This is a genomic window from Pseudomonas sp. GL-R-26 (assembly GCF_019947365.1).
In the GTDB taxonomy this organism is placed as follows: Bacteria; Pseudomonadota; Gammaproteobacteria; order Pseudomonadales; family Pseudomonadaceae; genus Aquipseudomonas.
Map to the genome: position 1 here is coordinate 54,699 of NZ_JAGYGI010000028.1, position 15,084 is coordinate 69,782.

Genomic DNA, 15,084 nt, shown 5'->3' on the forward strand with positions numbered 1-15,084 from the left:
TTAAACATTACTTTAAGAACTAAGTGTTCCACCCAATGATTGCTCTACCAGGACGTCGTCGGGGGATGTTCAGTACGACGTTCCGGTAAATCGCAAAGAGACCGCAGGGAGTTAAACAATGGGCAATGTCCAGATCGCCGCCAGTGCACATGAGGTGCTGTGGCGCCAGGCACCCGGTGGTGAGTTGGTCGACCTCGGCCGACCGCACCGGGTGCCCTTGGGCCAGTTGCGTTTGCAGCGCGCGCCCAAGGGCGTCCTTCGCCGACGGGAAGCGATCGTGCTGGGCGTGCTGGCGTTGCTGGTGCATGGCGCGGTGATCTACTGGGTCAATCAACAGCCGACCACCGTGCTGCCCATCGTGCCGCCGGAGATTCCGCCGATGACCATCGAGTTCTCGCGTCCGGCGCCACCGGTGGTCGAGCCGCCGCCACCGCAACCTGTCCAGCCTGTGGTGGAGCCGCCTGCTCCCGTGGAAGACGAACTGGCGGTGAAACCACCTCCACCGAAGCCGGTTCCCAAGCCCAAACCTGCCGCCAAACCGGTAGCGAAGCCGGCGCCAAAAGCCGTTGAACAACCACCTGCGCCGCCACAACCGGCAGCGCCTGTCGCGGCCCCGGCGCCACCTGCACCGCCTGCGCCCGCACCTGTGACACCGGCCTCGGCCACCGCCGGTTACTTGAAAAACCCGGCGCCGGAATACCCCTCGCTGGCCCAGCGTAAAGGCTGGGAAGGCACGGTGTTGTTGCGCGTGCATGTGCTGGCCAGCGGCAAGCCCGGCGAGATCCAGCTGCAGAAAAGCAGCGGTCGCGATGCACTCGACGAAGCCGCGCTGAACGCGGTGAAACGCTGGAGTTTCGTGCCGGCCAAGCAAGGTGATGTCGCCCAGGACGGCTGGGTCAGCGTGCCCATCGATTTCAAGATTCATTAAACCGAAACCAAATTCGCGCGAAACGTTTACACGAGGAATACACCATGACGTTACTGGCATCTCCACTTGAATCCATCGAAAGCGCGGTGATCTGGCTGCTGGTGGTTTTTTCCGTCGCGACCTGGGGGCTGGCATTGACCAAGGGCGTGCAGTTCGCTCGCCTCAAGGCACAGGATCGAAAGTTTCATCAACTGTTCTGGGCCGCTTCGAGCCTCGACTCGGCGGCGGAACTGAGCGAAACCCGGCCCGGCGCGGCAGCCCGGGTTGCACAGGCCGGTTATGCGGCAATCCAGGTGGGCGAGACGCCACAGGCGGCGGACTTGAGCCAGGCGATCAACCATCAGGATCGTCTGGAGCGTGCCTTGCGTCAGCAGATCGTGCGTGAGCGCCGGTCGCTGGAAACCGGGTTGGCGGTGGTCGCGAGTATTGGCAGCACCTCGCCGTTCATTGGTTTGTTCGGCACGGTGTGGGGAATCATGGAAGCGTTGAAAGGCATCAGCGCGGCGGGCTCGGCAAGCCTTGAAACGGTCGCTGGGCCGATTGGCGCGGCACTGGTCGCCACCGGCGTAGGGATCGCCGTCGCGGTGCCGGCGGTGCTGGTTTACAACTATTTTTTGCGTCGTTTGAAACTGACGGCGGCGGACCTGGATGACTTCGCCCACGACTTCTACAGCCTGGCGCAGAAGAGTTCGTTCCGTGTGCTGATCCACCCGACGGTGCACAAGGCGACAGCCCAGGGCAATGCGCAGAAAGTGAAGGAGGCGTCCTGATATGGCCTTCTCCACGCAAGACACTGATGAGGTGCTCAGCGAGATCAACGTGACGCCGCTGGTGGATGTGATGCTGGTGTTGCTGGTGGTGTTCATCGTCACCGCACCGCTGCTGACCAACGCCATTCCGATCAACCTGCCAAAGACCGAAGCGGTGGCGCCGGTGGAGCAGAAAGACCCGTTGGTGGTGAGCATCGACGGTGCCGGCAAACTGTTTATCAACAAGGACGAGATACAAGCGGACTTGCTGGAGTTCAACCTCAAGTCGGCGAAGGCCAAGGACCCCGAGGTGCGTGTGCAGTTGCAGGCGGACGATGGGGTGAATTACGGCGAAGTGGCGCGGGCCATGGCGTCGATCGAGCGAGCAGGGATTACCAAGTTGTCGGTGATTACTGCGCGTTAACAGATTTTCGTTTTCCGGGGCCGTCTCCTTGGCAGGGTGCGGCCCTTTTTTTGCCTCGATTTCAGCAGCACCACTAATCCAGCAGGTTATGCGTTATATATTCAATATAGGTCTTAATAAATAGCTTCTTATTCCTTAACGAATATAAATCCTCTCCCTATACTCGACCGGGAACAGACACGCAGCAGGAGAGCTCCCCCCATGCGCAACGAATCAATTCGCTACCTGATTGTGCCGGGCTGGCAAGGATCGCCAGAAGATCATTGGCAAAGCCACTGGCAGAACAGCCTGCCGAACAGCGCACGGGTGGAACAGGCCGACTGGCTGACGCCGCGCCGTGAAGACTGGGTCGCGGCGCTGGCCGAGGCGATTGCCGCCGACAGCACGCCGGTGATTCTCATTGCCCACAGCCTGGGTTGCATCACCGTCGCCCATTGGGCAGCGAGCGCCCCGGTGCAGTTTTTGCGTCAAGTGCGCGGCGCCTTGCTCGTCGCGCCGGCAGACGTCGAACGCCCGGCCTGCGCGCCGGCTTTGCGCAACTTCGCGCCGATTCCGACGGATCTGCTGCCATTCCCCAGCCAGATCGTCAGCTCCGACAACGACAGCGCCGTCAGTGCACCGCGGGCCCTGGAGCTGGCGCGTAACTGGGGCGCCGAGGCGGGGATTCTGGCGGGGGCAGGGCATATCAACGTGAAGTCCGGTCATCAGCGTTGGGAGCAGGGTTTTGCCTATCTCTATCGCCTGCAAAACCGCATGGAACACCACGCCCTGCGCCGCGCTTGAACACTTTTTTTATTTAACGCCCCCGTCTCCCGGCGGTTTTGGGCGGGAGTCTGCCATGAGCTTTGAAACCTTCGGCCAGCCACTGCTGACCTTTCCCGATGCCGAAAAAAGTCCCCTGAGCATTCGCGCCAAGGCGCTGGTGTTTGTCGATCCACGGTCACGGCAATTACGTGAAGACCTCGAACAACTGGCCACGCGTTCAGTGTCAGTGCTTATCCGTGGCGAAACCGGCACCGGCAAGGAATTGTTGGCCCGCCATATCCACCGCGCCAGTGATCGCGGCGGGTTGTTCGTGTCGGTCAACTGCGGCGCCATCAGCCCGACCTACGCCGACGCCGAGTTGTTTGGCTATGCGGCGGGCAGCTACAGCGGCTCGGCGAGCAGCCGCGCCGGGTGGTTCGGTTCGGCCAACGGCGGCACGCTGTACCTGGACGAAATCGGCGATTTGCCGCTGCCGATCCAGATCAAATTGCTCGCCGCGCTGGAAAACCACGAAGTCACCCGCGTCGGTGCCCAGCAGCCGAGCCCGGTGGATGTGCGTCTTGTGGCGGCCACCAGCATCGATCTGGCCCAGGCGGTTGCCGCCGGAAAATTCAATGAACGGCTCTATCACTACCTCAGCGAAGGCCAGCTCGAACTGCCGGCACTGCGCGAACGCACGGGTGACATCCTGTCGCTGGCCGAATACTTCCTCGGGATCTACAGCCAGCGCCTCGACTTGCCAGTGCCGCTGATCAGCGAAGCGGCGCAGCTTGTACTGGAACGCCACAGTTGGCCGGGCAATACCCGGGAACTGGAAAACATCATTCACTTTGCGCTGCTGGTGAGTACGGGCGACGAGATTTTGCCGGAGCATCTGAACCTGGCGGAGCCCTCGATTTCACTCGAAAAAATCGAGCAACACATTGTTTATACAAGCAAAAATGGTACTGCCAGCGAGCGTTCGGCACTGAAACGCCTGCTGGAAAGCCTGACGCAGACGCTTTAACGCGCTGTATGAACAAAATGGAATATGAAGCTGAATAAACGTTATTGTTCGGGAATAAAAAATCCCGGTATTGTCCGCTTCACGCCAGCGATAGCACTTCACTGGCACTCTCATATTCAAGCCGTCGCCACAAGCGACTGTGATTTTCGATAAGGACACTGCATGAAAAAGGTTCTGTTGTTCACCGCACTGGCGGCTGCCCTGACCACGGGCCTGGCCCAGGCTGGCGAGAAACTGGTGGTTGCCGCGACCCCGGTGCCACACGCCGAGATTCTCGAGCTGATCAAGCCAACCCTCGCCAAAGAAGGCGTGGACCTGGAAATCAAAGTGTTCACCGACTACGTTCAACCGAACGTTCAGGTCGACCAGAAGCGTCTGGACGCCAACTACTTCCAGACCCTGCCGTACCTGAAGAGCTTCAACGAAGGCAAAGGCACTCACTTGGAAACCGTGATCGGTGTTCACGTTGAACCCTTCGGTGGCTACTCGAAGAAAGTCAAAACCCTGGCTGAGCTGAAAGACGGCGCGACCATCGCCATCCCGAACGAAGGCAGCAACAGCGGCCGTGCCCTGATCCTGCTGCAGAAGGCTGGCCTGATCGAGTTGAAAGACCCGAAAAACGCCCTGGCCACGCCGAAAGACATCGCCAAGAACCCGCACAACTTCAAGTTCAAGGAACTTGAGTCCGCGATGTTGCCGCGCGTGCTGGATCAGGTCGACCTGGACATGATCAACACCAACTACGCGCTGGAAGCGGGTTTGAACCCGGCTAAAGACGCTCTGGTGATCGAAGGTGCCGATTCGCCTTACGTGAACTTCCTGGTGGCCCGTCCGGACAACAAGGACAGCGTAGCCATCCAGAAACTGGCCAAGGCCCTGACCAGCCCGGAAGTGAAAGCCTTCATCGAGAAAAAGTACAGCGGCGCGGTACTGCCTGCGTTCTGATTCGCGAAGTAAACCCCTTCAAGGTTTCAAACGCCGACGGCTGATTTAGCGTCGGCGTTTTTTTATGTGTATCCCTGCGGCGAGGGCGCTTTTGTGGCGAGGGAGCTCGCTCCCGTTCGGCTACGCAGCAGTCGCAAATACCGGCAAAGCGGTGTGTCTGGAAGAGTCTGATCGCAGGTTTTGGGGTTGCTCCGCAACCCAGCGGGAGCAAGCTCCCTCGCCACAAAAAAACAATCCAGAGCCTGCTGAAAACCTTCAGGCCGGCTTGGCCTTCAAGGCCTTGCGCAACGCCATCAAGATTTTCAGAATTTCCTGCGGATCCAGCCGTTGCGGCGGTTGTACGTCTGTCATGTTCTCGTCCTTGTGAGGTTTGGCCGGGAGTCTGGCCAAAAGTGGTTCGTCCTTGGAGCGGCGTTTTGAAAAAAAGATCCTTCCTGCGGCGCAATGGAAAGTAGCTGTCCTCTCTTGTCTGGGCAAACCCGGGCGTCAGTTTTCTCTCGGCACTAACAGTTCTGCTAGGTGCCGACGCATTCAAGCGGGTGCAAACTGCTTCCCTCGCCGGGAGTTGACCCTCATGAGCGCATTGACTCGCCCCCTCAATCGCTACCGCTATGATGCCCTTGACCGGCTGGTCGAGTTGGAGCCGTTGGAGCTGGAAAAGCTGACCCGGTTCTATCGCGGCGAACATCTGGTGACGCAACTGAAAGGTCAGGATGGGTACTGTGTGCTTCAACACGACAGGCAACTGCTGGCAGTGCAATCGTTTGACGGCGCCGAGCGCAACAGCCAGTTGCTGGTCACCGATCAGCAACGTTCGGCATTGCAGATGGCCGGACCTGACGGAGTTGTGCTTCAGGTCTACGCGCCCTACGGTCATCGGCGGGTCGAAAGTGGTACCGGCGGTTTGCTCGGATTCACCGGCGAAGTGGTCGATCCGGCCACCGGCCATTACCTGCTGGGCAACGGGCATCGGGCGTTCAACCCGGTGCTGATGCGCTTCAACAGCCCGGACAGTTTGAGCCCGTTTGGTCGGGGTGGGTTGAATCCGTATGCGTATTGTTTAGGCGATCCGGTGAACTTCAGTGATCCGACGGGGCGGTTCGTCAATGTGCTCAAAATATTCACCAGCACAGGAGGCCTGTTCAGCTCGCTCCTCACTTTGAAGCCTTCTGTGTCTTTTAAAGTTGCAAACAAGGCTTTGGCGAATGGAGCCTTGTTTCGAGCGAGTCCTAAGCAATTTGCTGGTGCAACGGCCTCCGTAACCGCCGGAGTCATGGGTGTAGGAGTGGCTGCGACAGGCTTGGCGAGTACCATCATTGCCGCGGTTGATCCTGAATCTCCGTTGATCACACCGTTGGCTTTTGTATCTGCAGCACTGGTGACCGGTGCTGTTCTGGGCAGGGTAGGTTCGGCCTGGGTTGGGCGGGATCCAAAAGCCATCGCTGGGTTGAAAACTCTGGGTGAAAAACCGTCAGGTGTGACGAGTACTGCAACACCTGTAAGCCCAACATCTGCGAACATGCCTTCGAGGCAAGATCCAGTACCTTCTGCACCACTTGCGCAGCAGTTAGATGGCCCGATTTATGACTGGATGACACGGGACATAGCTTCGGCACTGGAAGACCTTGGCGGTCAAACGTTGCGGTTCCAGTCCGCTTCGTCAACTCGCTTATCCCTCAAACGTTTTCGCATCACTTAGCCTCTTGAAAATTCACTCCCAGAGATTCATCTGACTTCACTCCGGCCAATACCAAGCCGGCTCATCCAGCATCCGCTGCCCGACAATCCCAGTCTGCCCGAGGTTCTTCTCCAGCACGATGCAATTGCACTCCGGGTCCTCCTGCAACGCCGAAATCAAGCGTCGGGCGTGGGACACCACCCACACCTGGCACTGCTCTGAAACGCGGATGATCAAGCGCGCCAGCGCCGGCAGCAGATCCGGGTGAAGGCTGGTTTCCGGTTCGTTCAGCACCATCAGCGTCGGCGGCCGTGGCGTCAGCAGCGCCGCGACCAACAGCAGGTAACGCAAGGTTCCGTCCGACAACTCGGCGGCCGACAGCGGCCGCAACAAACCTTCCTGAAAGAACTCGATGGCGAAACGTCCACCCGGCAGTGGTTCGATGTTCAGTCGTGCGCCGGGGAAGGCATCACTGATCGCCGCCCACAATGCCTCGGGGTCGCCAATTTCGATGATCGTCTGCAAGGCTGCCGCCAGGTCGCGCCCGTCGTGGTGCAGCACCGGCGTGCGGGTGCCCAGTTGAGGTTGCCGCACCGGGGCGTCGGCATCGCTGCGAAAGTGATCGTAGAAGCGCCAGCGGCGGATGAACTCGCGCATCTCCAGTACTTCCGGCGAACCGCGCAGGCTGCCGACCTGATCGAACAGGCTGTCGAAAGTCGGTGTGTGCTGCGCCAATACATCCCACTTGCGATCGGCGCGGGCACGGATCATCGGGCCGTCACGATCGACCAGCAGACTGGCCGGGCGATAGAACGCTCCGGCCCACAGGCATTCGCGTTTGATCTGCGGGTCGAGGCTGAAATAAGACGGGATTGGCGAGCTGCGCCCGGGCAGCATGAAATGGCCATTTGAATCGGGCAGGCCGAGGCTGATCGAGTAACCGAAGTCGTCACCGGCAAACCCCAGGCGCAGGCGTTTGACGCCCTGGCGCACGGTGGGCTCGATGGCGACTTCGCCGGTGCGCATGCGCCGGGAGATGTTTTCCGGCCCGGCCCAGAAGGTCGAGTCCAGGCCACCTTCACGGGCCAGGGCATTGACCACGCCGCCGTGGGCAGTTTCCGCCAGCAGGCGCAGCGCACGGTACAGGTTGGACTTGCCGCTGCCGTTGGGACCCGTGATCAGATTCAGCCGGCCCAGCGGGATCACCAGTTTGTTGATCGAGCGGTAATTGGCCACGGCGAGAGTCTGGAGCATGTGAATTCCTGAAGCGGTATGAAACGAGTCGGCCATTGTCGGGTACGTGAAGGCGTCTATGGCAAGTGTTTTAGGCTGAACCCGCTTCGAATTTTTTCTTCATAAGACGCTCGTGCAAGGTTCCCATCCTGTTCTAAGCTCTCTGTCGTGTTGTACATGAAAAAGGCCAAGGAGTTTGCATGGTGGTTCCGGGATTGAAAGTAGTAATGGCCTTGAGTGTCGTCACCCTGCTGACGGCTTGCGACGAGAAAAAGCCCGTGCAGGAATACCTGCCACGGGTGTTCGTGCAAGTCGTCAAACCGGCGGATTACGCGGCTTCGGTCACCCTCACCGGTGATATCCAGGCGCGGATACAGACGGAGCTGTCTTTTCGTGTGGGTGGCAAGATCATCCAGCGTTCGGTTGACGTCGGTGATCGAGTGACAGCCAAGCAAGTGCTGGCCCGGCTCGACCCGAAGGATTTGCAGACCAGTGTCGATTCGGCCCAGGCGCAAGTCGTCGCCGAACAGGCGCGGGTGACCCAGAGTGCGGCGGCGTTCGTGCGTCAGCAAAAATTGCTGCCCAAGGGTTACACCAGCCAGAGTGAATACGACTCGGCCCAGGCAGCCTTGCACAGTAGTCAGAGTGCCTTGAGCGCTGCCCAGGCGCAGTTGGCCAATGCCAAGGATCAGCTGAGCTATACGGCACTGATCGCCGATGCACCGGGAATCATTACCGAGCGTCAGGCCGAAGTCGGCCAGGTGGTGCAGGCGACCATGCCGGTCTTCAGCCTTGCCCGTGACGGCGACCGGGATGCGGTGTTCAACGTCTATGAATCACTGCTGGCCGAGAAGCCGAAAGATCAAACCATCGTCCTCAGCCTGCTCGACAACCCGGCGATCAAGACCACTGGCACCGTGCGCGAAGTGACCCCCTCGGTGTCGGCGCAATCCGGAACCGTGCAGGTCAAAGTTGGCCTCGACAAACTGCCCGACGGCATGCAGTTGGGATCGGTGGTGAGTGCCACGGCCAGGGGATCGGGCAAGTCGGCCATCGAGTTGCCGTGGTCGGCGCTGACCAAAAACATCAGTGAGCCTGCTGTGTGGATTGTCGACGACAAGGGCAAGGCCCAATTGCATTCGGTCACGGTCAGCCGCTACCTGACCGGCAAGGTCATCATCAGCGACGGGTTGAAGGACGGGGACAAAGTCATCATCGCGGGCGGACAACTCTTGCACCCGGACATGGAAGTCGAAATTGCCGAAAATACTTACAAGGATCTGACGTGGGGAGCCAAGCCATGAAGCCTTTATGGGCGTTGTCCATCGGGCTGGTGCTGAGCGCCTGTTCCAAAAGCGAACCGCCGCCAGCGCCGGTACGGCCGGTGCTGTCGATCAAGGTCCAGACCTTGAACGAAGAGGACCTGGGCCGCTTCGCCGGCAGCATCCAGGCGCGCTATGAAACCGATACCGGCTTCCGTGTGGGCGGGCGAATCGCCAGCCGTAACGTCGATGTCGGCACCGAGGTGGAGAAGGGTACGCTGCTTGCCACCCTCGATCCTTCCGACCAGCAGAACCAATTGCGCTCGGCCCAGGGCGATCTGTCGAAAATCCAGGCGCAACTGATCAACGCCAAGGCCACGGCCCAGCGTCAGCAAGCCTTGTTTGACCGCGGGGTTGGCGCGCAAGCGCAACTCGACGAGGCCAACACCGACCTGAAAACCACCCAGGCCTCACTCGATCAGGCCCGGGCGGCCGTCAACCAGAGCAAGGACCAACTGGGCTACACCGAGCTGCGCGCCGACCATAAAGCCGTGGTCACCCAGTGGAGCGCCGAGGCCGGGCAAGTGGTGTCGGCCGGTCAGCAAGTGGTGACCCTGGCGCAACCGGACATCAAGGAAGCGGTGATCGACCTGCCCGATACGCTGGTCGATCAACTGCCCAGCGATGTGGTGTTCCTGGTCGCTGCGCAACTTGATCCAAGCATCAACACCACCGCCATCATCCGTGAGATCGAACCCAAGGCTCAAAGCGCCACACGCACCCGTCGCGCCCGCTTGACCCTGACCGAAACGCCACCAGGCTTTCGCCTGGGTACGGCCATCAGCGTCACCCTGAGCTCAGCGATCAAGCCGCGTATCGAGTTGCCGGTCACCGCGCTGCAGGAGGTCGATGGCAAGCCACGGATCTGGGTGATTGATGCACAAAGTAAAACCGTCTCCCCCCGTGACGTCACCGTGATCAGCCGCACCGACAGCACTGTGGTGCTGGCCGACGGCGTGAAGAACGGCGAGCGGGTGGTCAGTGCCGGTGTGAACAGCCTCAAACCGGGGCAACAAGTGAAAATCGACGAGGACAGTCAATGAAAGGGCCTTTCAACCTCTCGGAATGGGCCCTCAAGCATCAGTCGTTCATCTGGTATCTGATGTTCGTCGCATTGCTGATGGGTGTGTTCTCGTACTTCAACCTGGGGCGCGAAGAAGACCCTTCGTTCACCATCAAAACCATGGTGATCCAGAGCAAATGGCCGGGGGCGACCCAGGAGGAAACCCTCAAGCAGATCACCGACCGGATCGAGAAAAAGCTCGAAGAGCTCGACTCCCTCGACTATGTAAAAAGCTACACGCGCCCCGGTGAATCCACGGTGTACGTGTACCTGCGCGACACCACCAGTTCCAAGGACATCCCGGAAATCTGGTACCAGGTGCGCAAGAAGATCAACGACATCAAGTACCAGTTCCCGCAGGGCATACAGGGGCCGTCGTTCAACGACGAGTTCGGTGACGTCTTCGGGTCGATCTATGCTTTCACCGCCGACGGCTTGACCCTGCGTCAGTTGCGCGACTACGTGGAACAGGCGCGCATGGAAATTCGCGGCGTGCCGGGGTTAGGCAAGATCGAGATGGTTGGCCAGCAGGACGAAGTGCTGTACCTGAACTTCTCCACACGCAAACTCGCAGCGCTGGGCATCGATGAGCGTCAGGTGGTGCAGAGCCTGCAATCTCAGAACGCCGTGACCCCGGCGGGTGTGATCGAGGCCGGGCCGGAGCGGATTTCGGTGCGCACTTCAGGGAAGTTCGCTTCGGAGAAAGACCTGGCCGAGGTCAACCTCAAGCTCAACGACCGCTACTATCGTCTGGCCGACATTGCCGAAATCAGTCGCGGTTATGTCGATCCGGCCTCGCCGGAATTCCGCTACAACGGCAAGCAGGCCATCGGCCTGGCGATTGCCATGCAGACGGGTGGCAACGTCCAGGCATTCGGCAAGGCCTTGCACGCTCGGATGGACCAGTTGACCGCCGACCTGCCGGTGGGGGTCGGCATTTACAACGTCTCCGACCAGGCCGTGGTGGTGGAAGAGGCCGTCGGCGGCTTTACCAGTGCCTTGTTCGAGGCGGTGGTGATCGTGCTGCTGGTCAGCTTCGTCAGCCTTGGCGTGCGCGCCGGGCTGGTGGTGGCGTGCTCGATCCCGTTGGTGCTGGCGATGGTGTTCGTGTTCATGGAATACAGCGGCATCACCATGCAGCGGATTTCCCTAGGTGCACTGATCATCGCCCTCGGCCTGCTGGTGGACGATGCGATGATCACCGTTGAGATGATGGTCACGCGCCTGGAGTTGGGCGAGACCAAGGAGCAGGCGGCGACCTTCGCCTACACCTCCACGGCGTTCCCGATGCTCACCGGTACGCTGGTGACGGTAGCGGGCTTCGTGCCGATCGGCTTGAACGCCAGCTCCGCCGGTGAGTACACCTACACCCTGTTTGCGGTGATCGCCTGCGCGATGCTGGTGTCATGGGTGGTGGCGGTTCTGTTTGCGCCGGTGATCGGCGTGCACATTCTCAGTGCCAACGTGAAACCCCATGAAGGCGAACCCGGGCGCATCGGCAAGGCGTTCAACGGCGGGCTGCTGTGGTGCATGCGCAATCGCTGGTGGGCCATCGGCATTACGGTGCTGTGTTTTGTGCTGGCGCTGTTCAGCATGCGCTACGTGCAGAACCAGTTCTTCCCGTCTTCGGATCGCCCGGAAATCCTGGTCGACCTGAACCTGCCGCAAAACTCCTCGCTCGACGAAACCCGCCGGGCCGTCGATCGCCTCGAAGCCACGCTCAAGGACGATCCGGACATCGTGCGCTGGAGCACCTACGTTGGTCAGGGCGCGATCCGTTTCTACCTGCCACTGGACCAACAACTGCAAAACCCGTTCTACGCGCAGTTGGTGATCGTCAGCAAAGGCCATACCCGTGAAGCCATGATGCAGAAGCTTCGCGAGCGCTTGCGCAACGACTTCGTCGGCATCGGCGGCTATGTCCAGGCACTGGAAATGGGCCCGCCGGTAGGGCGTCCGATCCAGTACCGGGTCAGCGGCAAGGACATCGACCAGGTGCGCCGACATGCCATCGACCTGGCCACGGAGCTGGACAAGAACCCGCACATTGGCGAGATCATCTACGACTGGAACGAGCCGGGCAAAGTCCTGCGCATCGACATCGCCCAGGACAAGGCGCGGCAACTGGGGCTGTCTTCCGAGGATGTGGCCAACCTGATGAACGGCATCGTCAGCGGCCAGACGGTGACCCAGGTCGATGACGACATTTACCTGATCAACGTGGTCGGTCGCGCGGTGGATTCCGAACGCGGAACGCCGGAAACCCTGCAGAACCTGCAAATCGTCACGCCTAGCGGCACGTCGATTCCATTGCTGGCGTTTGCCACCGTGCGTTACGAACTGGAGCAGCCGTTGGTATGGCGTAGGGATCGCTTGCCGACCATCACCATCAAAGCAGCGATTCGTGACGAGATCCAGCCGACGGACCTGGTGAAAATCCTCAAGCCGTCCATCGACGCTTTCGCTGCCAAGTTGCCGGCGGGCTACAAGGTCGCCACCGGTGGTACGGTGGAGGAAAGCGGCAAGGCCCAGGGGCCGATTGCCAAGGTTGTGCCGCTGATGCTGTTCATGATGGCGACCTTCCTGATGATCCAGCTGCACAGCGTGCAGAAGCTGTTCCTGGTGGCCAGCGTTGCGCCGTTGGGGCTGATCGGCGTGGTGATCGCGCTGGTGCCGACGGGCACGCCTATGGGCTTCGTGGCGATCCTCGGGATTCTGGCGCTGATCGGTATCATCATCCGTAACTCGGTGATCCTGGTGACCCAGATCGAAGAGTACGAGCAGAAGGGCTACGCGCCGTGGGATGCGGTGGTGCAGGCCACCGAGCATCGACGTCGGCCGATCCTGCTGACCGCTGCGGCGGCGAGCATGGGGATGATCCCAATTGCCCGGGAAGTGTTCTGGGGGCCGATGGCCTACGCGATGATCGGCGGGATCGTCATCGCCACCTTGCTGACGCTGCTGTTTTTGCCGGCGCTGTATGTGGCCTGGTACAAGATTCGCGAGCCGAAGAAAGAGGCGCAGTAAGGGCGAGCGCTTCGCGCTCTATTCGCGGGCAAGCCCGCTCCCACAGGTTGACCGAGTTGTTCAGGAAAACTCGGTTCCCTGTAGGAGCGGGCTTGCCCGCGAAGGCGTCGGAACTGGCTACACAGCTTTACGCCAAACACTCGCCAACCAAGGCTGCTGCTCCCGCGGCAGCCCGGCCGGCCGGTAGTAATGCTCCAGCTCCACAAACCCCGCCTCGATCAACAAATGCTGCCAGGCCGCCAGGTCGTGATACGACCCATAACGCGGCCCGTTCCAGCCTTCCTGATTCTCGCCACGGGGATTGGAACTGAACAACACCCCGCCTGGCTTCAGCGTTCCCCACAATTGCTTCAACACCCGTGGTAATTCCTGACGCGGAACATGAAACAGCACCGCGTTGGCAAAGATCCCGTCGAAACGCTCGGCCAGCAGATCAAGCTTCAGGAAGTCCTGCTGCCACACCTCGCAACCGCTGTCCTCACGGGCCATCTGCGCGAACTTTTCCGAACCGTCGAGGCCGACTGCCTTGTGGCCCATATGGGTGAACGTCTGCAGATCGCGTCCAGGCCCGCAGCCAAAATCGAGAATGTCGAAAGGTGCCTCGCCCTGAATGTGCCGCAGCAGGGCATCGATGTTCTGGCTGACGTCGTGATCGCGCGTGCCTTCTCGGAAACTTTCGGCCGTCGAGTTGTAGTGGCCCAGGGTCGTGGTGGTGATCTGTTCGAGGTCGTCGGGTGTTTGCTTCATGGTCGGCTGCGCAGGCAATTTGGATTCACCGAATATACGCCATGGCGTCGGGGGCTGCTGCGCAGCCCATCGCGAGCAGGCTCGCTCCTACAATGATTCGCGTCGTGCATAAATATTGTGTGCACTGAGGATCAACTGTAGGAGCGAGCCTGCTCGCGAAGGCGATATCACTGAAAACAGAAGATTCAGCCCTTTTTCATCCCCAAACACTCAATGGAGTGATCCACCATCGCCTTGGCAATTTCCAGCAAATGCCAGATCGAGTACACCATCGCACGGTCGGCGCCCTTGAGTTGATCGCCACACTGATACGCCGTGACCGAAGCACAGCGCAGCAGGTCGGCGACATAGAGTTGGGTGTCTTCAAAACTCACGTCCTTGCTGACGTTGTAGAAGCGCATTTCATCGGGTGGTGTGGGTTGTTTGCCGGTGAGGTGGAAATCAATGGCGCGGTAAAGCGCGGAACGATCTCTGAGCAAATCATCGGTGACGGTTTCGTTGGTGGGATTTTCGGGAGGCGGATCGGGAACGGATTTTTTCATGAGTGTTGCTCCTATTGCTGCATGGGAGCCATCACTTATCGCCTACTAAACGATTGGGTGGCGGCTGTACGCAGGTTAGTAGGCCGGTCAATAGGAAAACCGGTGCACCCGAAGGTGCCCCACGCACAGCCACCATATTCTGCATGCGGCAAAATTTGCCGGACATGAGCATGGAATCGCTATGCGCCTATTGTTCCGGGCTACTAAACCCGATCACTGATGAGCAGTGACGGACCGAGACTAGCCACCGGATTTGGCAGGCGCAAGCGAGCGAAATGATCTAGGAAATGTCCTGCAAAGGAAAGGGAACAGGCCTGCGGAACGGCTGATTTCCCTGTACGAAAACTTCCCTCTGGAAGTATGTGATCACCTGTGGCGAGGGAGCTTGCTCCCGCTCGATTGCGCAGCAATCGTAAAATCTGTCCCCCGAATTTCACTGACACACCGCACTGAATGGTTTGGGGCTGCTTCGCAGCCCAGCGGGAGCAAGCTCCCTCGCCACAAAAGCATGGTGACCTTCAGCTCGTCAGCGCTTGTTCAACCCCCGCGCCAACCGGTCCCCACCCAACTGAATCACCGCCACCACCGCCACCAGCAACACAATCACCGTCAGCATGATCTGGCTATCAAAGCGCTGATACCCATACCGATAGGC

Annotated in this window: 13 protein-coding genes and 1 pseudogene; 10 read left to right on the forward strand and 4 right to left on the reverse strand. The window is 59.9% G+C overall.

Annotated elements, in window-relative coordinates:
• Positions 1–118: 118 nt before the first annotated feature.
• The 7 genes from KGA96_RS23975 (at position 119) to KGA96_RS24005 (ending at position 6,516) form a co-directional block, all read left to right on the forward strand.
• Complete coding sequence (locus KGA96_RS23975; protein WP_046040741.1) at positions 119–928, forward strand: energy transducer TonB; 810 nt, start codon at positions 119–121, stop codon at positions 926–928.
• 44 nt (positions 929–972) lie between these two features.
• Positions 973–1,698: a MotA/TolQ/ExbB proton channel family protein gene (locus tag KGA96_RS23980; RefSeq protein WP_046040742.1), complete on the forward strand. Its 726-nt coding sequence runs from the start codon at positions 973–975 to the stop codon at positions 1,696–1,698.
• Position 1,699: 1 nt separating this feature from the next.
• The gene (locus KGA96_RS23985) at positions 1,700–2,101 is read left to right on the forward strand and encodes an ExbD/TolR family protein (RefSeq protein WP_046040743.1); all 402 of its coding nucleotides are present in this window, start codon (positions 1,700–1,702) and stop codon (positions 2,099–2,101) included.
• Positions 2,102–2,302: 201 nt separating this feature from the next.
• Positions 2,303–2,884 (forward strand): alpha/beta hydrolase, encoded by a 582-nt coding sequence (locus KGA96_RS23990; protein WP_046040744.1) that lies wholly within the window; start codon positions 2,303–2,305, stop codon positions 2,882–2,884.
• A gap of 55 nt (positions 2,885–2,939) precedes the next feature.
• The gene (locus tag KGA96_RS23995; protein ID WP_046040745.1) at positions 2,940–3,872 is read left to right on the forward strand and encodes a sigma 54-interacting transcriptional regulator; all 933 of its coding nucleotides are present in this window, start codon (positions 2,940–2,942) and stop codon (positions 3,870–3,872) included.
• 162 nt (positions 3,873–4,034) lie between these two features.
• Positions 4,035–4,817 carry a MetQ/NlpA family ABC transporter substrate-binding protein gene (locus KGA96_RS24000; RefSeq protein ID WP_046040746.1) on the forward strand — a complete coding sequence of 261 codons (783 nt, stop codon included), beginning with the start codon at positions 4,035–4,037 and terminating at the stop codon, positions 4,815–4,817.
• Positions 4,818–5,391: 574 nt separating this feature from the next.
• A complete protein-coding gene (locus KGA96_RS24005; protein ID WP_223515157.1) occupies positions 5,392–6,516 on the forward strand; it encodes an RHS repeat-associated core domain-containing protein in 1,125 nt (374 codons plus the stop codon).
• A gap of 36 nt (positions 6,517–6,552) precedes the next feature.
• Here KGA96_RS24005 and KGA96_RS24010 read toward each other — a convergent pair whose 3' ends face one another.
• Positions 6,553–7,749, reverse strand: coding sequence for an AAA family ATPase (locus KGA96_RS24010; protein WP_223515160.1), 1,197 nt, complete (start codon positions 7,747–7,749; stop codon positions 6,553–6,555).
• A gap of 179 nt (positions 7,750–7,928) precedes the next feature.
• Here KGA96_RS24010 and KGA96_RS24015 point away from each other — a divergent pair, with 179 nt between their 5' ends.
• From KGA96_RS24015 to KGA96_RS24025, 3 genes are read left to right on the forward strand one after another with little or no spacing between them, the layout of a single operon-like run.
• Complete coding sequence (locus KGA96_RS24015) at positions 7,929–9,032, forward strand: efflux RND transporter periplasmic adaptor subunit (RefSeq protein ID WP_046040748.1); 1,104 nt, start codon at positions 7,929–7,931, stop codon at positions 9,030–9,032.
• Positions 9,029–10,093 (forward strand): efflux RND transporter periplasmic adaptor subunit, encoded by a 1,065-nt coding sequence (locus KGA96_RS24020; RefSeq protein ID WP_223465384.1) that lies wholly within the window; start codon positions 9,029–9,031, stop codon positions 10,091–10,093. Before KGA96_RS24015 ends, KGA96_RS24020 begins: the two co-directional genes overlap by 4 nt.
• Positions 10,090–13,140: an efflux RND transporter permease subunit gene (locus KGA96_RS24025; protein WP_046040751.1), complete on the forward strand. Its 3,051-nt coding sequence runs from the start codon at positions 10,090–10,092 to the stop codon at positions 13,138–13,140. The genes KGA96_RS24020 and KGA96_RS24025 overlap by 4 nt, the downstream gene beginning before the upstream one ends.
• 117 nt (positions 13,141–13,257) lie before the next feature.
• On the opposite strand, the gene KGA96_RS24030 is transcribed toward KGA96_RS24025, so the two are convergent.
• The 3 genes and pseudogenes from KGA96_RS24030 to KGA96_RS24040 form a co-directional block, all read right to left on the reverse strand.
• Complete coding sequence (locus KGA96_RS24030; RefSeq protein ID WP_046040753.1) at positions 13,258–13,887, reverse strand: class I SAM-dependent methyltransferase; 630 nt, start codon at positions 13,885–13,887, stop codon at positions 13,258–13,260.
• 185 nt (positions 13,888–14,072) lie between these two features.
• Positions 14,073–14,429, reverse strand: coding sequence for a DUF6124 family protein (locus KGA96_RS24035; protein ID WP_046040755.1), 357 nt, complete (start codon positions 14,427–14,429; stop codon positions 14,073–14,075).
• A 526-nt stretch (positions 14,430–14,955) separates the two neighbouring features.
• Positions 14,956–15,084: pseudogene (locus tag KGA96_RS24040) on the reverse strand (ABC transporter permease); the annotation flags it as partial.